Annotated in this window: 26 protein-coding genes and 1 pseudogene; 17 read left to right on the top strand and 10 right to left on the bottom strand. The window is 64.0% G+C overall.

Annotated elements, in window-relative coordinates; genetic code table 11:
- Positions 1-288: 288 nt before the first annotated feature.
- Positions 289-1,911, top strand: a complete 1,623-nt coding sequence (locus WCJ41_RS09435) for an FMN-binding glutamate synthase family protein (protein WP_336905600.1) — start codon at positions 289-291, stop codon at positions 1,909-1,911.
- On the opposite strand, the gene WCJ41_RS09430 is transcribed toward WCJ41_RS09435, so the two are convergent.
- Entirely contained in the window at positions 1,908-2,099 is a 192-nt protein-coding gene (locus tag WCJ41_RS09430) for a DUF2934 domain-containing protein (protein ID WP_336905599.1), read from the bottom strand. The genes WCJ41_RS09435 and WCJ41_RS09430 overlap by 4 nt on opposite strands.
- Before the next feature lie 142 nt (positions 2,100-2,241).
- Between WCJ41_RS09430 and WCJ41_RS09425 the strand changes: the two genes are divergently transcribed.
- The 4 genes from WCJ41_RS09425 to WCJ41_RS09410 all read left to right on the top strand — a co-directional run bounded on the left by WCJ41_RS09425 (position 2,242) and on the right by WCJ41_RS09410 (position 5,533).
- Positions 2,242-2,436: a heavy-metal-associated domain-containing protein gene (locus WCJ41_RS09425; protein WP_336905598.1), complete on the top strand. Its 195-nt coding sequence runs from the start codon at positions 2,242-2,244 to the stop codon at positions 2,434-2,436.
- 147 nt (positions 2,437-2,583) lie between these two features.
- Positions 2,584-3,237 carry an exopolysaccharide biosynthesis protein gene (locus WCJ41_RS09420; RefSeq protein ID WP_336905597.1) on the top strand — a complete coding sequence of 218 codons (654 nt, stop codon included), beginning with the start codon at positions 2,584-2,586 and terminating at the stop codon, positions 3,235-3,237.
- Between the two features lie 76 nt (positions 3,238-3,313).
- Positions 3,314-4,108, top strand: coding sequence for an inositol monophosphatase family protein (locus tag WCJ41_RS09415; protein WP_336905596.1), 795 nt, complete (start codon positions 3,314-3,316; stop codon positions 4,106-4,108).
- A 21-nt stretch (positions 4,109-4,129) separates the two neighbouring features.
- Entirely contained in the window at positions 4,130-5,533 is a 1,404-nt protein-coding gene (locus WCJ41_RS09410; RefSeq protein ID WP_336905595.1) for an amidase, read from the top strand.
- A 12-nt stretch (positions 5,534-5,545) separates the two neighbouring features.
- Here the strand turns inward: WCJ41_RS09410 and WCJ41_RS09405 are convergent, their stop codons facing one another.
- Entirely contained in the window at positions 5,546-5,722 is a 177-nt protein-coding gene (locus tag WCJ41_RS09405; protein WP_336905594.1) for a DUF465 domain-containing protein, read from the bottom strand.
- Positions 5,723-5,848: 126 nt separating this feature from the next.
- Between WCJ41_RS09405 and WCJ41_RS09400 the strand changes: the two genes are divergently transcribed.
- The 9 genes and pseudogenes from WCJ41_RS09400 to carB all read left to right on the top strand — a co-directional run bounded on the left by WCJ41_RS09400 (position 5,849) and on the right by carB (position 13,082).
- Entirely contained in the window at positions 5,849-6,064 is a 216-nt protein-coding gene (locus WCJ41_RS09400; protein WP_336905593.1) for a DUF465 domain-containing protein, read from the top strand.
- A 40-nt stretch (positions 6,065-6,104) separates the two neighbouring features.
- Positions 6,105-6,569 carry a 5-(carboxyamino)imidazole ribonucleotide mutase gene (purE, locus tag WCJ41_RS09395; protein WP_336905606.1) on the top strand — a complete coding sequence of 155 codons (465 nt, stop codon included), beginning with the start codon at positions 6,105-6,107 and terminating at the stop codon, positions 6,567-6,569.
- Entirely contained in the window at positions 6,566-7,651 is a 1,086-nt protein-coding gene (locus WCJ41_RS09390; protein ID WP_336905592.1) for a 5-(carboxyamino)imidazole ribonucleotide synthase, read from the top strand. Before purE ends, WCJ41_RS09390 begins: the two co-directional genes overlap by 4 nt.
- A gap of 81 nt (positions 7,652-7,732) precedes the next feature.
- Positions 7,733-7,948 (top strand): annotated as a pseudogene (rpsU, locus tag WCJ41_RS09385) (30S ribosomal protein S21); the annotation flags it as partial.
- A 229-nt stretch (positions 7,949-8,177) separates the two neighbouring features.
- Positions 8,178-8,390, top strand: a complete 213-nt coding sequence (locus tag WCJ41_RS09380) for a hypothetical protein (protein WP_336905591.1) — start codon at positions 8,178-8,180, stop codon at positions 8,388-8,390.
- Between the two features lie 254 nt (positions 8,391-8,644).
- Positions 8,645-8,848, top strand: a complete 204-nt coding sequence (locus WCJ41_RS09375; protein WP_336905590.1) for a hypothetical protein — start codon at positions 8,645-8,647, stop codon at positions 8,846-8,848.
- 147 nt (positions 8,849-8,995) lie between these two features.
- Positions 8,996-9,202, top strand: a complete 207-nt coding sequence (locus WCJ41_RS09370; RefSeq protein ID WP_336905589.1) for a hypothetical protein — start codon at positions 8,996-8,998, stop codon at positions 9,200-9,202.
- 16 nt (positions 9,203-9,218) lie between these two features.
- Positions 9,219-9,542, top strand: coding sequence for a hypothetical protein (locus WCJ41_RS09365; RefSeq protein ID WP_336905588.1), 324 nt, complete (start codon positions 9,219-9,221; stop codon positions 9,540-9,542).
- Between the two features lie 174 nt (positions 9,543-9,716).
- On the top strand, positions 9,717-13,082 hold the full coding sequence (gene carB, locus WCJ41_RS09360) for a carbamoyl-phosphate synthase large subunit (RefSeq protein ID WP_336905587.1): 3,366 nt from the start codon (positions 9,717-9,719) through the stop codon (positions 13,080-13,082).
- 16 nt (positions 13,083-13,098) lie between these two features.
- Here the strand turns inward: carB and WCJ41_RS09355 are convergent, their stop codons facing one another.
- Positions 13,099-13,623, bottom strand: a complete 525-nt coding sequence (locus WCJ41_RS09355) for a DUF1499 domain-containing protein (RefSeq protein ID WP_336905586.1) — start codon at positions 13,621-13,623, stop codon at positions 13,099-13,101.
- Between the two features lie 248 nt (positions 13,624-13,871).
- Here WCJ41_RS09355 and greA point away from each other — a divergent pair, with 248 nt between their 5' ends.
- On the top strand, positions 13,872-14,345 hold the full coding sequence (gene greA / locus WCJ41_RS09350; RefSeq protein WP_336905585.1) for a transcription elongation factor GreA: 474 nt from the start codon (positions 13,872-13,874) through the stop codon (positions 14,343-14,345).
- Positions 14,346-14,470: 125 nt separating this feature from the next.
- Here the strand turns inward: greA and WCJ41_RS09345 are convergent, their stop codons facing one another.
- The 3 genes from WCJ41_RS09345 to WCJ41_RS09335 are packed head-to-tail and all read right to left on the bottom strand — an operon-like array spanning position 14,471 to position 16,704.
- A complete protein-coding gene (locus tag WCJ41_RS09345; protein ID WP_336905584.1) occupies positions 14,471-15,016 on the bottom strand; it encodes a glutathione peroxidase in 546 nt (181 codons plus the stop codon).
- 39 nt (positions 15,017-15,055) lie between these two features.
- Complete coding sequence (locus WCJ41_RS09340; RefSeq protein ID WP_336905583.1) at positions 15,056-16,246, bottom strand: benzoate/H(+) symporter BenE family transporter; 1,191 nt, start codon at positions 16,244-16,246, stop codon at positions 15,056-15,058.
- On the bottom strand, positions 16,243-16,704 hold the full coding sequence (locus tag WCJ41_RS09335) for an Lrp/AsnC family transcriptional regulator (RefSeq protein ID WP_336905582.1): 462 nt from the start codon (positions 16,702-16,704) through the stop codon (positions 16,243-16,245). Before WCJ41_RS09335 ends, WCJ41_RS09340 begins: the two co-directional genes overlap by 4 nt.
- A gap of 311 nt (positions 16,705-17,015) precedes the next feature.
- Here WCJ41_RS09335 and trxB point away from each other — a divergent pair, with 311 nt between their 5' ends.
- Together trxB and WCJ41_RS09325 are read left to right on the top strand one after the other, a co-directional pair.
- Positions 17,016-17,978 carry a thioredoxin-disulfide reductase gene (trxB, locus tag WCJ41_RS09330; RefSeq protein ID WP_336905581.1) on the top strand — a complete coding sequence of 321 codons (963 nt, stop codon included), beginning with the start codon at positions 17,016-17,018 and terminating at the stop codon, positions 17,976-17,978.
- On the top strand, positions 17,965-18,873 hold the full coding sequence (locus WCJ41_RS09325; protein ID WP_336905580.1) for a LysR family transcriptional regulator: 909 nt from the start codon (positions 17,965-17,967) through the stop codon (positions 18,871-18,873). Before trxB ends, WCJ41_RS09325 begins: the two co-directional genes overlap by 14 nt.
- Positions 18,874-19,236: 363 nt before the next feature.
- Here WCJ41_RS09325 and msrP read toward each other — a convergent pair whose 3' ends face one another.
- The 4 genes from msrP to WCJ41_RS09305 all read right to left on the bottom strand — a co-directional run bounded on the left by msrP (position 19,237) and on the right by WCJ41_RS09305 (position 23,683).
- Entirely contained in the window at positions 19,237-20,199 is a 963-nt protein-coding gene (msrP, locus tag WCJ41_RS09320) for a protein-methionine-sulfoxide reductase catalytic subunit MsrP (RefSeq protein ID WP_336905579.1), read from the bottom strand.
- A gap of 188 nt (positions 20,200-20,387) precedes the next feature.
- Positions 20,388-22,439, bottom strand: a complete 2,052-nt coding sequence (locus WCJ41_RS09315; RefSeq protein ID WP_336905578.1) for an elongation factor G — start codon at positions 22,437-22,439, stop codon at positions 20,388-20,390.
- 191 nt (positions 22,440-22,630) lie between these two features.
- A complete protein-coding gene (locus tag WCJ41_RS09310) occupies positions 22,631-23,101 on the bottom strand; it encodes a DUF992 domain-containing protein (RefSeq protein WP_336905577.1) in 471 nt (156 codons plus the stop codon).
- Positions 23,102-23,224: 123 nt separating this feature from the next.
- On the bottom strand, positions 23,225-23,683 hold the full coding sequence (locus WCJ41_RS09305) for a DUF992 domain-containing protein (RefSeq protein ID WP_336905576.1): 459 nt from the start codon (positions 23,681-23,683) through the stop codon (positions 23,225-23,227).
- Positions 23,684-23,701: the final 18 nt, after the last annotated feature.

Genomic DNA, 23,701 nt, shown 5'->3' with positions numbered 1-23,701 from the left:
GGTCCTCTCCCGCATCGCGGGAGAGGAACGGGACCCGACGAAGTCGGGGAAGGTGAGGGAACGCGGGCGCCGACGCGAATGCGTTGCGTGCCGACCCTCATCTCCCCGTTTCGTTCCGAAACGGGTCCCTTCTTCTCCCGCTGAGGAAGCGGGAGAAGACATCACGCCCCTTGACCTTTCCACGTTGGCAAGGCCCATGTGATGTGGCAGGCGCGAGCAAGGTTGCGCCTTTACCCAACCGTCATATACTGCACACAAACTGCAACAAAAGGCCGTCGTGATCTCTTGATGCTGCCCTTCGAGAAGCGTTTTCTGACCCTGACACTGGCCATTGCCGGGGCGATCATGCTCGCCCTGCTGGCGCTGTGGCTGCCGGCGTGGCGCGGCCCCGCGCTGGCAGGACTGGTGGTCACTGGCCTGCTGTCGCTGATCGGCATGCGTGACCTGGTCCAGACCCGGCACGCGGTGCTGCGCAACTATCCGATCATCGGGCACCTTCGCTTCCTGCTGGAGAACATCAGGCCCGAGATCCGGCAGTATTTCTTCGAGGACGACAAGAGCGGCATGCCCTTTCCGCGCGACAAGCGCGCCATCGTCTATCAGCGGGCCAAGAACCAGCTCGACAAGCGGCCCTTCGGCACCCACTACAATGTCTACGAAGACAATTTCGAATGGCTGCACCACTCGATCGCGCCGAAGTCCCCGGCGACCATGGGCTTCCGCCTGACGATCGGCGGACCGGCCTGCAGCAAGCCTTATGACGCCTCGGTGTTCAACATCTCGGCAATGAGCTTCGGCGCGCTGTCGTCCAACGCCATCCGGGCGCTGAACCGTGGCGCCAAGCTTGGCGGCTTCGCGCATGATACCGGCGAAGGTGGCGTCAGCCCCTATCACCGCGAGGCCGGCGGCGACCTGATCTGGGAGATCGGCTCGGGCTACTTCGGTTGCCGGGGGGCCGATGGCAGCTTCGACCCGGAAAAATTCGCGGCGGCAGCCAGCGACCCGCAAATCAAGATGATCGAGGTGAAGCTGAGCCAGGGCGCCAAGCCCGGTCATGGCGGCGTGCTGCCCAAGGCCAAGATCACGCCGGAGATCGCGGCGATCCGTGGCGTGCCGATGGACCGCGACTGCGTGTCGCCCGCCTGCCATTCCGCCTTCTCGAGCCCGGTGGGGCTGCTTGAATTCCTCGACCGTCTGCGCGCACTTTCCGGCGGCAAGCCGGTTGGCTTCAAGCTGTGCATCGGCCACCCATGGGAGTTCCTCGGCATCGTCAAGGCGATGGTGGAGACGGGGCTCCGGCCGGACTTCATCGTGATCGACGGCAAGGAGGGCGGCACCGGGGCGGCACCGCTCGAATTCATGGATCACCTTGGCATGCCATTGCGCGACGGGCTGTCCTTCGCCCATGCCGCGCTCGTCGGCGCCAACCTGCGCAGCGAGATCAAGCTCGGCTGTGCAGGCAAGATCATTTCCGGCTTCGACATGGCGCGCGTGATGGCGCTGGGCGCTGACTGGTGCAATGCCGCGCGCGGCTTCATGTTCGCCGTCGGCTGCATCCAGGCGCAGCATTGCCACACCGGCGCCTGCCCCACGGGTGTCGCCACCCAGGACCCGATGCGTCAGCGCGCGCTCGACGTTCCCGACAAGGCGGAGCGCGTGGCGCGCTTCCACCAGGACACAGTGAAGTCGCTGGCCGAGATCATCGCCGCAGCAGGGCTCGACACGCCGAAGCAACTCAGGCCGCAACACATCATGCGGCGCGGTGCGGACGGACGCATTCACGACTTCAGCCAGATCTACCCTGCCCTGCAACCGGGCGAACTGCTGAGCGGCGCCAAGAACACGCTGTTCGAGGCGCCGTGGAGGCTGGCATCCAGCACCCATTTCGCGCCGGTGCCGGAAGGCGTCTAACCGGCCTTGTTGCCCTTGGCGGGGGTGTTGTCCGCAGCGGCCTGCTTGTCCTCGGCTTCGACTTCCTCCCGGGCCTTGACCCAGTGCATCAGGGCATGGCCATCCGGGCGGCCATCGCGCTCCCAGATCATGTAAGCGCGCTCGCGGATGCGCGCAGCCTGCGGATGCTCATCCTTCTCGTCGGTCATGTCGCCTGCTCCTCGAACCGATCGTCGGTTTCCGTCACATGGTTGGCCGTCTCATGCGACGGCTTTGCAACAGAGCTTGACCTTCCGACGTTGGCAAGCCCCATGTGATGTGGCAGGCAAGTGCCAAGAGGAGATCACGACGATGAAGTTCAACGTTCCTGACATGACCTGCGGCCACTGCGTGGCGACCATCACCAGGGCGGTGAAGGCGGTTGACCCCGCTGCCGAGGTGAAGGCCGACCTGGCGGGCAAGACCGTGACGGTGGAGAGCGCCATGCCGGCCGCCACGGTGGCCAAGGCGCTGGACCAGGCGGGGTATGCGAATACCGGGGCTTGACGCCGCCTCCACTCAGCATCGCCGGGCATGATGGTTTGGGGAGCGCGTGGCGCCACCCACCCCGGCGCGAAATGTGGGACAATCGTCACCCATTCCCCATATAGTCGCTGGCGCTTGCCTCGACGGGGGCGAATTCTTGGAGATCACGTGCAGCAGGACGTTCCACCGGACTACGACGGCGGCCTTCACGGCCCGCAGAAGCCGGCCCGGCTTTCGGACATCGTCCGGTCGATGGACACAAGCGAGGACACCACCATCGGCGACCTGGCGGATTCGCTGGGCGAACGGGCCTTCGGTGCGCTGATGTTCATTTTCGCGGTCCCCAATGCGATCCCGACGCCGCCCGGCACCTCGGCGATCCTCGGGCTGCCGCTGGTCATCCTTACATGGCAGGTGCTGGTGGGGCGGCAGTCGCTGTGGCTGCCGGAGGTGGTGCGAAAGCGCCGCATCTCCAAGGAAATGCTGCACAGTTTCGTGAGCAAGGTGACGCCCATCATGGCAAAGCTCGAGCGCGTGCTGAAGCCCAGGCTGGGCTTCATCGTCAGCTCCAACCTGGCCGAGCGGCTGATCGGCCTCGTGGCCTTTCCGCTGGCGCTGATCCTGTTCCTGCCCATTCCTTTCGGCAATATTCCGCCCGCCGCCGCCATCGCCTGTCTGGCGCTGGGCCTGGCCGAGCGCGATGGTCTGGCGGTGATCTTGGGCTATGTTCTGTCAGCCGCCTCGGTGGCGATCCTCGCGGCCGTATCCTCCGCCCTCTATGCGGCGGTGGTGGCCTTCATCACCACGCTGTTCGGGGGATAGGGGCCACAAGCTTCCCCTCACCCGCATATCCTGCTATCCGGCCTCATCCGTTCAGGTTTGCAAGGAAGTTTTGCCCGTGTCCTCCCCCGTCCTCACCGTCATGACCGCCGCCGTACGCAAGGCGGCCCGCACCCTGCAGCGCGACTATGGCGAACTTGCCAACCTGCAGGTGTCGCAGAAGGCGCCTGGCGACTATGTCACCGCCGCCGACCAGAAGGTCGACAAGTTCCTGCGCGAGGAACTCGCTAAGGCGCGCCCCGGCTATGCCTTCCTGACGGAGGAGACGGGTGCGGTTCCCGGCACCGACCCGGAGCACCGCTTCATCATCGACCCGATCGACGGCACGATGAACTTCATGCACTCGGTGCCGTTCTTCGCCATCACCATGGCGCTGGAGCGCAAGGGCGAGCTGGTGGCGGCCATCACCTACAACCCGATCACCGATGAAATGTATTCCGCCGAAAGGGGCGGCGGCGCCTTCCTCAACAACAAGCGCATGCGCGTGGCCCAGCGCCGCGACATCCATGACACGCTGGTGAGCTATGAAGTTCCGCACCGCGGCGGCCAGGAGCTGCCGCTGTCACGCGCCGAGATCTCGGTGCTGCAGGCGCGCGTCGTCGGCATTCGCGGCACCGGCTCGGCGGCGCTCTCACTGGCCTATGTGGCGGCGGGGCGCTTCGACGCCATGGTCTGCCGCAACATCAAGGCCTGGGACATGGCGGCGGGCATCCTGCTGGTGAGGGAAGCGGGCGGCTTCGTGGCCGATCCCGACGGCGACAAGAACCCGATGGAGAGTGGCAACATCCTCGCCACCAATGCCGACCTCCTGCCGCAATTCAAGGACGCGCTGAGCAAGGCGCGGGAGAAGTAAACCCACGACACGGAGAACACCATGACCGACCTTCACTGGAAGTCAGCGGCAAAGCTCGTGAAGGGCTATGCCAAGAAAAAGTTCTCCCCCGTCGAGGTGGCCAATGCCTGCCTCGCCCAGATCGAGCGGCATGACAAGCAACTGAACGCCATGGTGGCCGTTCACGCGGAAGAAGCCCTCGCGCAGGCCAAGGCCAGCGAGAAGCGCTGGATGAAGGCCGAGCCGCAGGGACCCGTCGACGGCGTTCCCACCCTCATCAAGGACCTGCTGCTGGTGCGCGGCTGGCCGACGCTGCGCGGCTCGCGCACGGTGGACAAGAACCAGCCGTGGGACCAGGACGCGCCGAGCGTTGCCCGCCTGCGCGAATGTGGCGCGGTGTTCCTCGGCAGCACGACGACGCCGGAATTCGGCTGGAAGGGAGTGACAGATTCGCCCTTGACCGGCATCACGCGCAACCCGTGGGACACGACGAAAACTCCCGGCGGCTCGTCGGGCGGTTCATCCGCTGCGGCCGCCGCGGGCTATGCGCCCTTGACGCTCGGCACCGATGGCGGTGGCTCGATCCGCATTCCGGCGGGCTTCTCCGGCATCTTCGGGCACAAGCCGTCCTTCGGGCGGGTGCCGGCCTATCCGCTGTCGCCCTTCGGTACGGTGGCGCATGTGGGGCCGATGACCCGCAGCGTGGAAGATGCCTGCCTGATGATGAACGTCATCTCCCAGCCCGATGCGCGCGACTGGACCGCGCTGCCGTGGGACGGCATCGACTACACGGCGAAACTGGAAAAGGGCGTGAAGCACCTGCGGATCGCATATAGCCCGACACTGGGCTACGTCGACGTCGACCCCGAGATCGCCAAGCTGGTGAAGAATGCCGTCAAGGTGCTCGAGGAACTGGGCGCCGAAGTGGTGGAGGTCGACCCCGGCTTCGCAGACCCTGCCGCCTGTTTCCGGGTGCTGTGGTGGTGCGGTGCGCGGGCGCTGCTCGGCAAGCTTCCCGACGACAAGAAGAAGCTGCTCGACCCGGCACTGGCCGACGTGGTGGAGCAGTCGATGTCGATCAGCCTCGATGACTATCAGGACGCCGTGAAGGCGCGAGGCGTTCTGGGCAGCCAGATGCGGCAGTTCATGGAAGACTACGACCTGCTGGTGACGCCCACGCTTCCCATCCCCGCATTCGAGGCCGGCAAGCTGGCGCCTGCCGCCCCCGACAACACGGGTAAATGGGTGAACTGGACGCCCTTCAGCTATCCCTTCAACCTGACGCAGCAGCCTGCGGCGAGCGTGCCCTGCGGCTTTACGCAGAAGGGCCTGCCCGCCGGCCTGCACCTGGTCGGGCGCATGTTCGATGAGAGGACAGTGCTGAACGCCGCCCACGCCTATGAACGTGCCACCGCCTGGCACAAGACCAGGCCTCCAGGCTGTTGATCCAGAACGCCTTTAGGCGGCGTGCTGGTGCTCGATCCGTGAGATTTCGTCCTTGAGCTTGAGTTTCTTGCGCTTGAGTGCGGCAATTTCCGCGTCGGATGACGCCGGATGGTTGATGGCGTCTGCGAGGGCGGCCTCGAGGGCCTTATGCTTTGCCTGCAGTTCGCCAAGATGCGCTTGAATGCTCATGCGATCCTCCACTGTTTGCCGATGGATTGACACCATCATTACACAGAGTTGGGGGCTTGTCGAACGCTCGCAAAGGGCCTTAGTGAAGAAACACCAAAAACAAATTCGTAAACTGTTGGGGACGGAATGCCGAAGCTGGACTTGATACAGGAGGTGCAGTTGCGCACCCAGCTGCAGAACCTGATCCAGCAGCACAGGGACCTCGACACCGCGATCGATTCCCTGACCGAGACCGGCACCGGCGACCAGCTGCAGCTGCGCCGTCTCAAGAAGATGAAGCTGGACATCAAGGACAAGATCCAGTCCATCGAGAACATACTCATCCCCGACATCATCGCCTGAGGACCAGACCCCCGTGACCACATCCCCCGTCGCCATCATCATGGGCAGCCAGTCCGACTGGGCCACCATGAAGCACGCCGCCGAAACCCTCGACAAGCTGGGCATCGCGCACGACGACCGCATCGTCTCCGCCCACCGCACACCCAAGCGCCTCTATGACTTCGCCACCACGGCGCGCGACAAGGGCTTCAAGGTGATCATCGCAGGCGCGGGCGGTGCCGCCCACCTGCCCGGCATGGCAGCCTCCATGACCTCGCTTCCCGTGTTGGGCGTGCCGGTCGAATCCAAGGCGCTGTCGGGCCAGGACTCGCTTCTCTCCATCGTGCAGATGCCGGCGGGCATCCCGGTGGGAACACTCGCCATCGGCAAAGCTGGTGCCGTCAACGCCGCGCTGCTGGCGGCGAGCGTGCTCTCGCTCAACGACCCCGCTCTCTCCAAGCGCCTTGATGCCTTCCGGGCGGAGCAGACGGCTGCCGTGGCCGAGCGCCCGAAGGACGAGGCATGAAGAAGATCACATCTCCCCTGCCGCCTGGCTCCACCGTCGGCATCCTCGGCGGCGGGCAGCTGGCCCGCATGCTGGCGCTGGCGGCGGGACGCCTTGGGCTCGACTGCCACATCTATGCACCCGAGGCCGACAGCCCTGCCTTCGCTGTCTCCGCCGCGAAGACGGTGGCGGCCTATGACGACTTCACGGCGCTGGAGGCCTTCGCCAAGGCAGTGGACGTCGTCACCTATGAGTTCGAGAACGTGCCGGGCGACACGGCGGGCTTCCTCGACGCGCTGGTGCCGGTGGCACCGGGTGTGGCGGCACTGAAGACGGCGCAGGACCGGATCGCGGAAAAGACCTTCATCACCGGCTTGAGCATTCCCGTCGCCCCCTTTGCCGAGGTCTCCGACCTCGCCTCGCTGGAGGCCGCACTGGCCCGCATCGGGCGGCCCGCGGTTCTGAAGACGAGGCGCTTCGGCTATGACGGCAAGGGCCAGACCAAGATCCATGACGGCACGGACCCGGCGGCCGCCTTCGCCGAGATCGGCCGCCAGCCGGCCGTGCTCGAGGGCTTCGTGAGCTTCGAGAAGGAAATCTCGGTGATCGCGGCGCGCAGCTGGTCGGGCGAAGTGAGGGTCTATGACGTTCCCGAAAACCACCACGAGAACCACATCCTGAAGACCTCGACGGTTCCGGCGCGGATCTCCCCCGCCGTGGCCAGCACGGCCATGGACTTCGGCAGCCGCATCATCGCGGCGCTGGATTATGTGGGGGTGATCGGCGTCGAGATGTTCGTGGCCGGAGACAGCGTGATCGTCAACGAGATCGCGCCCCGCGTGCATAATTCCGGGCACTGGACCATGGATGCCTGCGCGGTTTCGCAGTTCGAGCAGCACATTCGGGCGGTTTGCGGCTGGCCGCTGGGGGCACCTGAGCGCTATGCCGACGTCGTTATGACCAACCTCCTGGGCGATGAGGCCAACCGCTGGCAGGAACTGGCCGCCGAACCCCGGGTGCACGTCCACCTCTATGGCAAGCGGGAGTCCCGGCCGGGCCGCAAAATGGGCCATTTCAACAGGATCACCCCTCGACAGGCCTGAGACTCTATGCTAATCCGCCGCCCACGCTGAGGGACCTTGGAGGCCCTCTTAACAACCCAACCCTGTTTGCAGAGGTAGAACTTGCAAGTCGTAGTCCGCGATAACAACGTCGATCAGGCCCTCAAGGCGCTCAAGAAGAAGATGCAGCGTGAGGGGATTTTCCGCGAGATGAAGCTGCGCGGAGCCTACGAGAAGCCCTCCGAGAAGAAGGCCCGCGAAAAGGCCGAGGCCGTGCGCCGCGCCCGCAAGCTGCAGCGCAAGAAGCTGCAGCGCGAAGGCCTGCTGCCGATGCCGAAGAAGGTCGAGCTTCCCGGCCGCGGCCCGCGCCCCCAGTAATTCCCGATCCCGGTTCGCCGGTTAAAGGGCTGCTTCCCCCGGGAGCGCGGCCCTTTTCAATTGTGGCAGCCGCCGCAATTGCCCCAAACTAAACACAACCTACCACAAACTGGTTACAAGACCGTCCTACGGTTGGACAGATCGTCCCCTAGATTTCGATCATCAACGAGATCGAGAGAGGGGAAATAACATGATCCGATACGCTTTTGTCCTGCTCGGCGCCGTGGGCACCTTCGCTGCTGCCGCCGCCTTCCAGGAAGCGCCCGCCGGCACCCCCGCCGCGGAAGCCGTCCCCGTGCTCAACCAGACCGTCATCGAGAAGAACAGCCCGTTCCCGGTGCTGGGCCCGCTGGTGGTCACCGAGTGCAAGCTCGACGACTGCTCTGACGTTCCTAACGGATAATTCATGCGGCGCCGCCCGAAACGGCATTGAATAATGACATTCTGCTCCCAACATGTTGACCATCACCAGGCAGTACTTCCCCCCCATCCCCTGCAAACACTGCCTGTACCTCAACCCCGGTCGCCAACTGCGCCGGGGTTTTTTTCTCACCCTCGACATGGTTTCGAAAAACTTAACGGGTGTGACGCGCATTACAGTCAGCACCCGGAGCGTGGCCTACAAACGGACCATCAAGACGGACCGGAGAGACGGACATGAAGCGCACCACCCTTTACCTGCTGATCGCCCTGGGCACTGCCGCAAGCGCGCTCGCTTCGGTGTCGCCCAAGGAAGTAACACAGATCGAACCCGCCTCGGCCAACGAGACGGTGATCGAAAAGAACCAGGCCTTCCCGCTGGTGGGACCGTTCACCGTTCAGGAATGCATCAACGACGACTGCACGCTGCTTCGCAGCTGACGATTTCCCTGGGCGGCCACTTCCCCCCATCCCCTGCAAAACGGCCTCCCACAACTTGGCGGCCCCGGGTCAACTCTCCCCGGGCCACCATTTCTCCTCACCGAAACCAATCCCTCCAACGGACGTTCTCCTGAACGGAGCAAGGCAATGAAGACGCTGACCACATCGATCATCCTGAGCGCGATGTTCCTCTCCGCGGGAGCTTTCGCCAGCTCCAACCGCGGCGTGCAGCCGGTCATCGTCTCGGAGGCGAACCCCGCGAACGTCACCGTCGTCACAAAGAACGCGGCATGGCCGCCGGCCGGGCAGATCTCGGTCGAGCCCTGCAGCCGCGCCCGCTGCTTCGCCATCTGACAAGAGGACAAGGGACATGCGCGCGCTGCTAGCCGGACTTGCGCTTCTGACGCTTCTTTCCCAGGCACAGGCCTCCGAGGTGCGGAACTACTTCACGCCGGAACTGGATGGGCAGCGCATCAACGCCTGCCTCGCCACTGGCGCCTGCGGCAAGCCGGCGGCGGACGCCTTCTGCAAGGTCGAGGGCTATGACCAGGCCATGCTGTTCCAGCGCGAGCGGTCAGCTTCGGCCCGCACCATCGATTCGGACAAGATCTGCGACGGCGACTGCACCGCCTTCAGGCAGGTGAAGTGCTTCACCGAACGGAGCGATCTGCAGGTGGCCAAGACGGCGCTCTGACAGGGCACCTACAATCACTTTCCAGGGCGTCATCCCGGCGAAGGCCGGGATGACGCCCTGATTTGAAGGGTAGGCTTGGGGCCAAGGAAATTCCACTGGTCCACAGGCGGGCCGATTGGGCTTGGAATCTCCTTCATCAGTGTGTAGGAAAACCCAAATTCGGGTTCCCCTCACATGCCAAAACGCGACGACATCAAATCCATCCTCATCATCGGGGCTGGACCGATCATTATCGGCCAGGCTTGCGAGTTCGACTATTCCGGCACCCAGGCCTGCAAGGCCCTGAAGGCCGAGGGCTACCGCATCATCCTGGTCAATTCCAATCCGGCCACCATCATGACGGACCCGGACCTGGCGGATGCCACCTACATCGAACCGATCACGCCGGAAGTCGTCGCCCGCATCATCGAGAAGGAGCGCCCTGACGCGCTGCTCCCTACCATGGGCGGCCAGACGGCGCTGAACACGGCACTCTCGCTCAACAAGATGGGCGTTCTCGAGAAGTATGGCGTCGAGCTGATCGGCGCCAAGGCAGACGCCATCGACAAGGCGGAAGACCGCGAACTGTTCCGCGAGGCCATGAAGAAGATCGGCCTCGACACGCCGAAGTCGATGCTGGCCAACGCCTCCGACGCCAAGGACGCCGACAAGGATTTCTACGCCGCCGAAATGGCGCGGCTGATGGAATCAGGCGGCGACATCGAGGCCTTCGAGAAGCAATGGGCCGCGCAGGAGCCGGAGCGCCAGCGCAACTATCGCAACCGCGCCATGGTCGAGGCCTTCGAGGCCATGCTGGAAGTGGGCCTGCCCTGCATCATCCGCCCGTCCTTCACGCTGGGCGGCACCGGCGGCGGCATTGCCTATAACCGCGAGGAATTCTTCGACATCGTCGAGAAGGGCCTCGACGCTTCCCCCACGGCGGAAGTGCTGATCGAAGAGTCGGTGCTGGGCTGGAAGGAATATGAGATGGAAGTGGTCCGCGACACGGCGGACAACTGCATCATCATCTGCTCGATCGAGAACGTCGACCCGATGGGCGTTCACACGGGTGACTCGATCACCGTGGCGCCGGCGCTGACGCTGACGGACAAGGAATACCAGATCATGCGCAACGCCTCGATCGCGGTGCTGCGCGAGATCGGCATCGAGACGGGCGGATCGAACGTGCAGTTCGGCGTGAACCCCGCCGATGGCCGCCTCGTCGTCATCGAGATGAACCCGCGCGTGTCACGCTCCTCCGCCCTTGCATCGAAGGCCACCGGCTTCCCCATCGCCAAGGTCGCGGCCAAGCTTGCGGTGGGCTACACGCTCGACGAGCTGGCCAATGACATCACGGGTGGTGCGACACCCGCCGCCTTCGAGCCGACCATCGACTACGTGGTCACCAAGATTCCGCGCTTCGCCTTCGAGAAGTTCCCCGGCGCATCCAACAACCTCACCACCGCCATGAAGTCGGTGGGTGAGGTGATGGCCATTGGACGCAGCTTCCAGGAATCGATGCAGAAGGCGCTGCGCGGCCTCGAGACGGGCCTCACCGGCTTCAACGAAGTCGAGATTGCCGGTGCCGGCGAAGGCGACGACAAGAACGCCATTCGCGCCGCACTCGGCACACCCACGCCCGACCGGCTGCTGAAGATCGCGCAGGCCTTCCGCATGGGCGCCACCGTCGCGCAGGTGTTCGACTCCTGCAAATACGAGCCGTGGTTCCTCCGCCAGATCGAAGAGGTCGTGCAGACGGAAGAGAAGATCAGGGAGCGCGGGCTTCCGAAGGATGCCGTGAACCTGAAGAAGCTCAAGTCCATGGGCTTCTCGGACGAGCGGCTGGGCGAACTCGTCGGGCTGTCGGAAGACAAGGTGCGCAAGCATCGCCACAAGCTGAACGTGCGCCCGGTGTTCAAGCGCATCGACACCTGTGCGGCCGAATTTGCATCACCCACCGCCTACATGTATTCGACCTATGATGCCGAGGACGAGGCACGGCCTTCCGATCGGCAGAAGATCATCATCCTCGGCGGCGGGCCCAACCGCATCGGCCAGGGCATCGAATTCGACTACTGCTGCTGCCATGCCTGCTTCGCGCTGCATGACGCAGGCTATGAATCGATCATGGTCAACTGCAACCCCGAGACGGTGTCGACCGACTACGACACCTCCGACCGCCTCTACTTCGAGCCGCTGACCGCCGAGGACGTGCTGGAGATCATCCACACGGAGCAGAAGAACGGGACGCTGAAGGGTGTCATCGTGCAGTTCGGCGGCCAGACGCCGCTGAAGCTTGCAGGCGCGCTTGAAAAGGCCGGCGTGCCGATCCTCGGAACGACGCCCGATGCCATCGACCTCGCGGAGGACCGCGACCGCTTCTCGAAGCTGCTGAAGAAGCTGAAGCTGCGCCAGCCGGAAAACGGCATGGCCTACTCCGGTGCTGAAGCCAAGAAGATCGCCAAGAAGATCGGCTTCCCCGTCGTCATCCGCCCGTCCTATGTGCTGGGCGGCCGTGCCATGGAGATCGTCAAGGACGACGCGCAGCTTGAGCGCTACATCACCGAGGCCGTTGTGGTCTCGGGTTCGTCACCCGTGCTGATCGACAGCTATCTCTCCAACGCCATCGAGGTGGACGTCGACGCGATCTGCGACGGCAAGGACGTGTTCATCGCCGGCGTGATGGAGCACATCGAGGAAGCGGGCATCCATTCAGGTGACTCGGCCTGCTCGCTGCCGCCCTATTCGCTGAAGGGCCCCGCCATCGCCGAGATGGAACGGCAGGCCAAGGTGATGGCGCTGGCGTTGAACGTGGTGGGCCTGATGAACGTGCAGTTCGCCATCAAGGACGGCGACATCTACGTGCTTGAAGTGAACCCGCGTGCGTCCCGCACCGTGCCCTTCGTGGCCAAGGTCATCGGACTTCCCGTCGCGAAGATCGCCGCGCGCGTCATGGCGGGCGAGAGTCTCGCCAGCTTCAAGCTGAAGCAGAAGAAGCTTGCCCACGTGGCGGTGAAGGAAGCCGTGTTCCCCTTCAACCGCTTCCCCGGCGTCGACGTGCTGCTGGGGCCCGAGATGCGCTCGACCGGCGAGGTCATGGGCCTCGACATGACCTACGACATGGCCTTCGCCAAGGCCCAACTCGGTGCCGGCATGCGCATGCCGCAGGCGGGCACCGTGTTCATCTCGGTGAAGGACGCCGACAAGCCGAAGATCCTGCCCGCCATGAAGAAGCTCGTCGAGATGGGCTTCAAGCTGGTGGCAACCGGCGGCACGCAGCGCTACTTCGAGGACAAGGGTGTGCCCTCCACCAAGATCAACAAGCTGCTGGAAGGCCGCCCGCATGTGGTGGACGCCATCAAGAACGGCGAGATCCAGCTGGTGCTCAACACCACCGAGACGCGCTCCTCGCAGTCGGACTCGAAACCCATCCGCCAGACGGCGCTGATGCAGAAGGTGCCCTACTACACCACGCTGCCGGGCATCCTTGCGGTCACCAAGGCCATCGCCGCACAGAAGGAAGGCCGCCTCGACGTGAAACCGCTGCAGGATTATTTCTGAGGCTCAAGACCCGAGCTCACGGCGCATTCTTCTTGGCCGTCGTCACGATCAGCTCCGCCCAGCGCTTCACGCGCGCCAGGTTCACGCCCATGTCGGACTCGCCCAGCTGCGAGCGGGAATAGATCAGCACCGCCGAACCGCCATCCGCGGTGGGCACGACCTTGACGCTGATGGTGTCGGGAAAACCCAGCAGCTTGCTGCGCTGGACGAAGCGCAGCGTGCCCTGGCCGGAGTCGGCATTGACCTGCTCGAGGCCCGGCTCATGCACCACCGCGTCCTGCACGGCGAGGAAGACGTCGCCGAAGGGCCTGGCGATGACCGGGGCCGCGATGTCCGCCTTCGCGGCACAGAATTCCGGCAGGCAGGCCAGCGCATCATTGGGCGTGTCGCGGCGGACGAGCGTCGCGAAGTCCACGTCGCCCAGGTCGGACGGTCCGAACTGCGACCACAGCCGCTCGGGGCCGAGGATGAAGAAAGCCGCAGCGGCGGCGAGGATAATTGCAGCTATGAGGGCTGCGACGGCTTTCACGAGTTTGCGCATGGCCGGAAACTCTAGTGGATTCATGACGCGCGGTCATGCGAATTGGAAAACTCAATGAAATCAATAACATACCAAGTCCTCACCCGCTCCCCTTGAATTTTGGGTCGAGTTGCGCCATGATTCTGTTTCGCCCGGCAGGATACGGATCGCCCGTATCGCCGGGTGTCGTTTTTCCCATACACGGATGGAATTTTGCCTCCGGGCCATCCCGGGGGCGTGCAGAAACTGGAATAGATTGGACGAGACCGATGGACAAAGTGCCAATGACCGCCGAAGGCCACTCCGCCATGATGATTGAGGTGAAGCACCTCAAGACCGTGGAGCGCCCGCGCATCATCAAGGCCATCGAGGAAGCCCGCGCCCACGGCGATCTCTCCGAGAACGCCGAATACCATGCGGCCAAGGAGCAGCAGGGCTGGACCGAGGCCCGCGTCGCGGAACTCGAGGACAAGCTGTCGCGTGCCGAGATCATCGACATCTCGAAGCTCTCCGGCGACACCGTCATGTTCGGCGCCAAGGTGACGCTGATCGACGAGGAAACCGACGAGAAGACCGCCTACCAGATCGTGGGTGAGTTCGAAGCTGACGTGAAGAAGGGCAAGATCTCCGTGTCCTCCCCCATTGCCCGCGCCATAATCGGCAAGCGGAAGGGCGACTCGGTCGAGGTCAATACGCCTGGCGGCGGCAAGTCCTATGAGATCGCCAAGGTCGCATGGCGCTGAGGCGCTGAAGCATTACACATAGGTCCATCATCGCCGGGCTTGTCCCGGCGATCCTTTTTGGTGACCCAAAAAAGATGCCCGGTACGAGCCCGGGCATGATGACGTGTCGGGGAGCGAAGTGAACCCTACTTGGTGGCCAGCGCCTTGTCGACCGCCGCCGTGATCTTGGGCCCCATGGGCTTGGTCGGCGTCGAGAACCAGTCGATGAAGCGGCCCTCCGCACTGATCAGGTATTTGTGGAAGTTCCACTTCGGTCGCCCCAGAACGCCCGCCTGCTCGCCTGCCCACTTGTAGAACGGGTCTGCCTTGTCGCCCTTCACCACCGTCTTGTCGGCGAGCGGGAAGGTGACGCCGTAGTTCACCTTGCAGAAGGTGGCGATCTCCTCGGAGGTGCCCGGCTCCTGGCTGCCGAAGTCGTTCGACGGCACGCCGATGATGACGAGGCCCTTGTCCTTGTAGGCCAGCCAGAGCTTTTCGAGGTCTTCGTACTGGGGCGTGTAGCCGCATTCCGATGCCGTATTGACAATCAGCATGGGGTGGCCCTTGAACTGCGAAAGCGGCATCGGCTTGCCGTCGATGCCGGTCAGGGTGAAGTCATAGGCGGTCGTCTCGGCCATGGCAGCGGTGCTCGCAAGGAAAATGGCGAAAAGCGTGAGGATGATCTGTCGCATGCCGTTTAAACGCACGCAACCGTCCGGCGGATTTGTTGCTCAGACGCGCCTGCGGTGGATCAAGTGCCGCGCCGCGAACAGCACGAGGCCCGCCACCAGCCCCCAGAAGGCCGAACCCACCCCCAGAATGGTGAGGCCGCTCGCGGTGACGAGGAAGGTCACCAGCGCGCTCTCGATGTCGCGCGGCTCCTTCATCATGGCGATGATGCCGCCCATCAGCGGCGAGAACAGGGCCAGGCCCGCAATGGCGACGATTACGTCCTTCGGCAATGCGCCGAGCACATGGACGAAGCTCGCCGCCATGAGACCAATCAGGCCATAGAGCACGAAGTAAGGGAATGCCACGAGCCACCGCTTCTTCGGGTCCGGGTGGCAGTCCGGGCCCGTCACGATCGAGGCGGTGATTGCCGCCATGTTGATGGCGTGGCTGCCGAAGGGCGCCATCAGCGTGGAGCCGATGCCGGTGACGAGCAGTGCCGATTGCACCGGGGGCTGATAGCCACTCGCCCGCAGCACGGCAAAGCCCGGCAGGTTCTGCGAGGCCATGGTGACGAGGAACAGTGGAACGCCGATGGACAGAATCGTCTGCCAGTCGAAGGTCGGCGTGGTCCATTCAAGCGACGTTATGCCGAAGCTGCAGCAATCACCTGCAAAGCCTCCACTGAAGGCGGCGAGAACCACGCCCAGCACCACGACCACCGGCACGGCAAAGAGCGGATAGGAGAGGCGAAGTGCGAAGAACACAACGATGAGCGGCAGCACCGCCCAGGGCATGGCCATGGCGGCACCGGGAACACCCAGCGTATAGCGCAACAGCACGCCTGCCAGCATGGCGGCGGCAACAGGGGCCGGGATGCTTTCGATGGCCTTTTCCAGTGGCTTGATGAGGCCCGCCACCATCATGAGAATGCCGGCGGCAAGAAAAGCACCGAGCGCATTGGAATAGGTGACGCCAGTGCCGGAGGTGGCAATGAGCACCGCACCCGGCGTCGACCACGCGGTGATCATCGGCATCTTGTAGCGCCAGGACAGGAAGAAGGTCGTTGCCACCATGCCGAAGCACAGTGCCGCCGCCCATGAGGCCTGTTGCGAGGGCGAAGCGCCGACGGCACGCGCAGCCTCCATGATGACGAGGATGGTGGAGGCAAACCCGATGACCACCGCGGTCAAGGTCGCGGAAATGATGCTGAACCAGCCGGCGTGGTCGCGCTTCAGGGCAGTTTCGGTCACGTGATGGGAACTCCGGGCTCGTATTTCGCCACGCGTAGCATGAGCGTGGTCTTGACGTTCTCGACATTGGGCGCGGCGGTCAACTCGCGGATGATGAAATCCTGCAGCGACGACAGATCGCGCGCCACGCACTTGAGGAGGAAGTCCGCCTCGCCAGAAATCGCATAGGCCTCGCGCACCAGCGGCCAGGCGGTGACCCGCTCCGTGAAGGCGCGGAGTTCGGTATCGGACTGGCTCTTCAGCCCGATCAAGACGAAGAGCGTCACGTCGAAACCGAGTTTCGCGGCATCGAGCAGCGCGCGGTAGCCGGCGATCACACCCGCCCTTTCCAGCGCCTGCACGCGCCTGAGGCAGGGTGGCGGCGAGAGGCCGACGCGGCTCGCCAGCTCGACATTGGTCAGCCGCCCATGGCGCTGCAATTCGCGCAGAATCTTCCAGTCTGTGGCATCGAGATCCATGAAGGTCGCTCTAGCTCATCATGACGGCGGATGCACCAGCTTCGGTTCCCCTCGCCCCGCGAGCGTGCGGGGTGGGGGCAGCCAGGCCAAACCTTCCAAAATCTGCAGGTCTTGCCAAGTGCAGTGCCGCAGCGCGATTGCTGCATGGCAGCATAACGTTGAGGCGCAACCTTTGGAAGAACAACGCAAATTCCGGCTGTCAGGCCACCGCTGCGAATTTCACGGTGCCAGCTGTTCACAAGCGCTTGTAGTGGCTTTGCCATAGACCCCACTTAAGCTATGCTGTTTTCTCATAGCAACTGGAGGAACCCATGTCCGCCCGCCACGCCCGAGTGCTGATCCTGGGATCGGGACCCGCCGGCTATACCGCCGCGATCTATGCCGCACGTGCAATGCTGAAGCCGATCCTCGTGCAGGGCATCCAGCCGGGAGGCCAGCTGACCATCACCACCGACGTCGAGAATTATCCCGGCTTTGCGGACGTGGTCCAGGGCCCATGGCTGATGGAGCAGATGCAGGCACAGGCGGAGCACGTGGGTACCGAGATCGTCTCGGACACCATCACCGAGGTGCGGCTCAAGGACAAGCCGATCTGGCTCAAGGGTGACTCCGGCCAGGAATACACCTGCGACGCGCTGATCATCTGCACGGGCGCGCAGGCCAAGTGGCTGGACCTGCCCTCCGAGCAGGCCTTCCGCGGCTTCGGCGTATCGGCCTGTGCCACCTGCGACGGCTTCTTCTATCGCAACAAGCGTGTCGTGGTGGTCGGCGGCGGCAACACCGCCGTGGAGGAGGCATTGTTCCTCACCAATTTCGCGAGCGAAGTGATCGTCGTTCACCGCCGCAATGAATTCAAGGCCGAGCGCATTCTTCAGAACCGCCTGTTCAATCACCCCAAGATCAAGGTGATGTGGGACTCGGCACTGGAGGATGTTCTGGGTACGGACAATCCGAAGGGCGTGACCCACGCCCGCATCAAGAACGTCAAGACCGGCGAAACGCAGGACGTGGCCGTCGACGGCATCTTCATCGCCATCGGCCATTCTCCGGCAACCGAATTGTTCGCGGGCCAGCTGCCCTTCAAGCAGGGTGGCTACCTCGTCACCGAACCGCGTTCGACGCAGACAGCCATTCCCGGCGTCTATGCGGCAGGCGACGTGACGGATGATGTTTATCGCCAGGCGGTGACAGCCGCCGGCATGGGCTGCATGGCCGCACTCGAAGCGGAGCGTTGGCTCCATACACAGACGGAGACGCGCCATGCCGCTGAATAACTCGGTGATGGACTGGGACAAGCTGCGCATCTTCCATGCGGTGGCGGATGCCGGCAGCTTCACCCATGCCGGTCACGAGCTTGGGCTGTCGCAGTCCGCCGTCAGCCGCCAGATCAGCGCACTCGAAGACGCGCTGAACGTGCCGCTGTTCCACCGCCATGCGCGCGGCCTCATCCTCACCGAGCAGGGCGAGATGCTCTATCGCACCGCGCATGAGGTGTTCACCAAGCTCACCGCCGCGCAGACGCGCCTGATGGACTCGAAGGAGAAGCCGTCGGGCGAACTGCGCATCACCACCACGGTGGGCCTGGGTTCCGTGTGGCTGACCCCGCGCCTCAAGGAATTCTCGGAGATCTACCCGGACATCGCGGTAACGCTGCTGCTCGATGACCGCGAGCTCGACCTTTCCATGCGCGAAGCGGATGTGGCCGTCCGGCTGCGCCGCCCGACGCAGCCCGACCTGATCCAGCGCAAGCTGTTCACGGTGCATCATCACCTCTATGCCTCGACGGATTACCTGAAGAAGCACGGCATCCCGAAGTCGCTGGAAGATCTCGACAAGCACAAGATCCTCACCCACGGCCAGGCGCCCAACTATCTCACCCCGGTAAACTGGCTCGAGTTCGTGGGCCGGCCCGAGGGCGACCCGCGCCCGGTGGCGCTGCGCGTCAACAACGCCTATGGGCTTCGCCGCGCCGTGCAGGCGGGCATGGGGCTTGCCTCGCTCGCCGACTACATCGTGCCGGAGGACTCAGGCCTGGTGCAGATCGACGTGCCGGTAGAGACGCCGGAGTTCGACACCTACTTCGTCTATCCGGAAGAGTTGAAGGACACCAAGCGCGTGACGGTGTTCCGCGACTTCCTGGTTGCCAAGGCGAAAGAGTGGAGCTTCTGAGGGCTCACGCGTCACGCGTTACCTCATCATGCCCGGGCTCGTCCCGGGCATCTTTTTTGCGGCCGCCACAAGGGATGGCCGGGTCAAGCCCGGCCATGACGATGCGCGAGAGCGGTGCGCGGCACATACCCCCGTCACATGGCTCCCATGTACGCGCGCTGCTTGCCGATTGGCCACTTCAAGGCCAAACTTCCCCTCGCCGCGCAGTCCGGCGCGGAATTCGCCGCTCCTCTGTCTCCCCTTGCGGAGTGGCCGATTGGGTCCTCGCCCTCTCACCCCTGACCGGGCGGACGGGACCAAACCCTCGAAGACGAGGGGGAACGGGTAACTTCAAAGGCCAGTCCTTCGACTGGCCTTTTTCTTTCACATGAACAGCTTCTCGTTCTCGAGACCCTTGTAGAGTTCCGCCACCTGCGCGCCATAGCCGTTGTAGAGCAACGTGGGCACGCGTTCGCCGGCGCCCAGCACCTCTTCGGTCGCCTGGCTCCAGCGCGGGTGCGCCACCTCCGGGTTGACGTTGGCCCAGAAGCCATACTCCGCCGGTCCCAACTGCTCCCAGAAGCTCACCGGGCGCTCGGCGACGAAGCTCACCTTGACGATGCCCTTGATCGACTTGAAGCCATACTTCCACGGCAGGTGCAGGCGCAGCGGTGCGCCCATGGAATTGGGCAGCGGCTTGCCATAGGCGCCGGTCACCATCAGCGGCAGGTCGTTCATTGCCTCTGCCATGGTGACGCCCTCGATGTAGGGCCAGGGGAAGGAGGTGAACAATCCATCCTTCTGGCCCACGGCTACATCCGGCTTGTTGAACGTCTCGAAGCGCAGGTACTTGGCGTTGGAATTGGGCTTGGCGATCTCGACCAGCCGCTTCAGCGGGAAGCCCGTCCACGGAACCACCATGGACCATGCCTCCACGCAGCGGTGGCGATAGATGCGCTCCTCGAAGGTCACTTGCTTGAAGAGGTCGTCGATGGCGATGGTCGTGGGCGTCTCCACCTCGCCATCAATGACGATCGACCATGGGCGGATGGGCAGCGCGGCGGCGGCCTCCGAAATCTGCTTCGAGGTGCCGAACTCATAATAATTGTTGTAGGTCGTGTTGTCGGCAGCATCCGTCACCGGCCGGCCCGCATCGCCATAGGCGGGGTTGCGCTTGGCGGGATAGAGCGAGGCAGAAGGGTCGGTCTCCGCCCGCGCCGGGTTAACAGTGGCAAGCGCCAGCGCACCTGCACTGGCCGCCATGAAGCTGCGGCGGTTGAGGAACACATGCTCCGGGGTGACGCGCGCCTCCGGAATTTCCCAGCCCCGAGTGCGCTTGATCAGCATTTGAATCGTCTCCTGTTGAGGGGGCAATCTATCCCCCTTCCTGTAACGCAGGCCAATCAAGCCCCGATCACGTTTAGGGGAAGACCTGACCTTTCAATTTCCTCATCATGCCCGCGGGATAATCGCAAAGTCACCCAAATTGGGTCACTGGTTCAAGCCCGGCGATGATGAGGTGTTGGTGATGAGGCTTAGGCCGCCTCCGCCTTGCGGCCCGCCACCACCTGATCGGCGGCGCGGCCGGTGAGTTCCGCCATGTGGTCGAGCGTGAAGGTGAAGGTGCCCACGCCTGACGTGGCCGAGCGCAGTTCGATGATGAGCGAGGCCATTTCCGACTCCGGCATGTGCGCCTTCACCGTGTCCCAGCCGGGCCAGCCGTCGCGCCCGTCGAAGCCCAGAAGCTGGCCGCGATGGCCGGTGACGATCTGGTTGATGCGCGAAGTCGCATCGCTGGGCACATGGATCTCGACCTGTACGACGGGTTCGAGCAGCACGGGCGAACATTGCGGCATGCCTTCCGCCATGGCGATGCGCGCCGCCGTCTTGAAGGCCATTTCGGAGGAGTCGACGTCGTGATACGAGCCGTCCGACAGGTTCACCGCAAAATCGACGACGGGGAAGCCCAGGGGCCCGTGGCCCATCCACTCGCGCACGCCCTGCTCCACCGCCGGGATATACTGCTTCGGCACCACGCCGCCGGTGATCGTGTCGGTGAACTGGAAGCCAAAGCCGCGCGGCAGGGGTGCGATCTCCACAACCACGTCGCCAAATTGCCCGTGCCCACCAGACTGCTTCTTGTGTCGGCCGCGGATCTGCACGGGCTTCCTGATCGTTTCCTTGTAGGCGATGCGCCGGGGCTTGGCGCTGGCATGAACGCCGAACTTGCCCTGCAGCTTTTCCAGCGCCACGCGCAAATGCATTTCGCCCTGGCCCCACAGTACCATCTCGTGCGTGTCGTGATTGTGTTCCAGCGACAGCGAAGGATCTTCCTCGACCAGCTTGGCGATGGCGCTGGTGAGCTTCACCTCGTCCTTGCGGTCAGCCACCGAAATGGCGAAGCCATAGACTCCCGGCGCCGTTTCGAGTTTCACCAGCTGCGGCGTGTTGCCCTTGGTGGTGGCGAGTGTCTCGCCCGTCCGCGCGCCTTCGACGCGGCCGAGCGCAACCGTGTCTCCGGCGACACCCTTCTGCACCTTGGCTGGCGTTGACCCCATCAGCGTGAAGACGCCGGCGACCCGACTGTCCTGGCCCTGCGCGCCATGGAGCACGGCGCCATCGGCCACTTCGCCCGACAGCACGCGCGACAGCGACAGCTTGCCGCCATGTGCCGTGTGGAAGGTCTTGAGCACCTGCACCGTGGCGCCGTTGGGCTTGAGTCCAAGCCGCTTTGCCGTCTCGGCAATGCCCGGCGCCTCGTGGCGAAGGGCCTTGAGCAGGCGCTCGATGCCCGTGCCATGCTCGGCGGAGCCGAACAGCACGGGCGTGATGAAGCCGTCGGCCAGTTCGCTGGCGAGATCTCCGAAGATGCGGTCGCGCGGCGGCTCCATGTCGGAGAGCAGCTGCTCCATCAGCTCGTCGTCATGGTCGGCGAGGCGCTCCAGCATGGCGAAGCGCTGCGACTTCTCGAGCTCCGCCATGTCGGCGGGCATGTCGATGAGCTTGCTCTCGAGATGTTCCTGGTAGACGAAGGCACGCTCGAGGGCGAGATCGACGAAGCCCGTGACGATCGAGCCCTTCATGATTGGAAGCTGGCGCAGGATGAGCGGCTTCGAGGAGGCAGGCTGCAGCCATTCGAGCACGTTGCGCGGCGAGGAATCGGACTTGTCGACCTTGTTGATGAACAGGATGCGCGGCAGGTTGATCTCGTCGAGCTGCTTCAGGATCAGCTGCAGGGCGGGCGCCTTCTTGTCATCCGCCTCGCAGACGACGATTGCCACATCGGCACCCAACAGTGCGGCGCGCTGCTCCTGCGCGAATTCAACCGAACCCGGGCAATCGAGGAAGGTGTAGCTGTCACCCAGATAGGTGGTGGTGGCGGCATTGAGCTCGATGCTCATGCCATGGGCGCGCGCTTCGGGTGCCGCATCGCCGATCGATGACTTGTCGGACACCCTGCCCTGGCGCGGGATGACGCCGGTGCGGAACAGGATGGCTTCGAGGAGTGTGGTCTTGCCGCTGAGATAGGGGCCCACAAGTGCGATGCACCGCGAGCCCGATGGCCTTCTGCCGGTTTGGGTATCCATGGACAATGCTCCTTTGACTGCTGAAACTCAGTGCAGCGAAGGACCGCCCTTCTCGAATACCAGTGTCACCACTTCGGGGCGGTTCCACAACGTCAAGACTGACTCCGTTCAGAACGCCCGGCAAGCGAATTCAGAAATGCAAAAGGGCCCGGCGTTTCCGCCAGGCCCGTTCACAGCAGTCCCGAATGGGATTACTTCTTGGAGGGGGTCAGGCTCAGCGCGGCGACGCCGGCTGCGATGTTCAGGCCGGTCTGGGCCTCAACCGAGAGCGGCTGCAGGGCGATCGACTTGTTGCCGCCGCCGACCAGCACGTTGGCGCCGAGGCCAACCGCGATGGAAGCCTGCGCCGAAGCGCCGGCATACTTGCCCTTGAGGGCGCCCTTGGCGATCTGGCCGGGGGCGAAAACGACCCACGACATGACACCCTTGCCGGTGAAGCCGACGTCAACGCCAAGACGCTCGATGGTGCCGGTATAGCGTTCGGTGCCGCCGACTGCGCGGTCGAACTTGCACTTCAGCGTCCGGGAGGAGGCGATGATCATGCCGACGCCAGCCGATACGTTGCAGTTGAGGACGCCGATCTTGACGCCGCTCGTCTTGGCGAAGGCCGGGGAGGCCGCGAGGCCCAGGGTGATCAGAGCCGCAATGGCCAGTTTCTTCATGTGTCTTCGTCTCCTATTGGAAGGTCTAGGCTAGAGGCCTGTATTGTGTCAGGAATTGGACAAATCCGGTAGCGATGAGCAGAATGGCAGTTAACCGCCAAGGTTAACTGCCTTTTTCACGATTTACGGAAGATATTCGAGCTTGAACGAGGCAAGGCCTGCCGCAACGTTCACGCCCGCCGAGCCTTCCACGCTGACAGGCTGCAGCGCGATGGAGTTCTGCGAGCCGCCGACCAGCACGTTGGCACCGAGGCCCACCGCGAAGGAGGCATCTGCCGTGGCGCCGACATAGGTTCCGGCCAGCGCACCCTTGCCAACCTGGCCCGGCGCGAAGACCGCCCATGACATGACGGCGCCCGACGTCACGCCGATGTCGAGGCCGACCTGGGTGATGCGGCCCTTGTAGTTTTCCACGCCGTTGGGGCCCTGAAAGGTGCAGCTCGCCGCTTCCGAGCCGCCGAGGATGAGGCCGATCGAACCAGACACGTCGCAAACCAGCACGCCGAGCTTGACGCCGCCATCAGCGTGGGCCGGAAGGGCGAGGAGGCCGAGGGCCAGGATTGATGCAGCAATTTTCTTCATGAGGTACGTCCTATTGGG

The sequence above is a fragment of the Aestuariivirga sp. genome (assembly GCF_037139295.1).
GTDB lineage: Bacteria > Pseudomonadota > Alphaproteobacteria > Rhizobiales > Aestuariivirgaceae > Aestuariivirga.
This window is presented reverse-complemented; position numbering and strand designations above follow the sequence as displayed.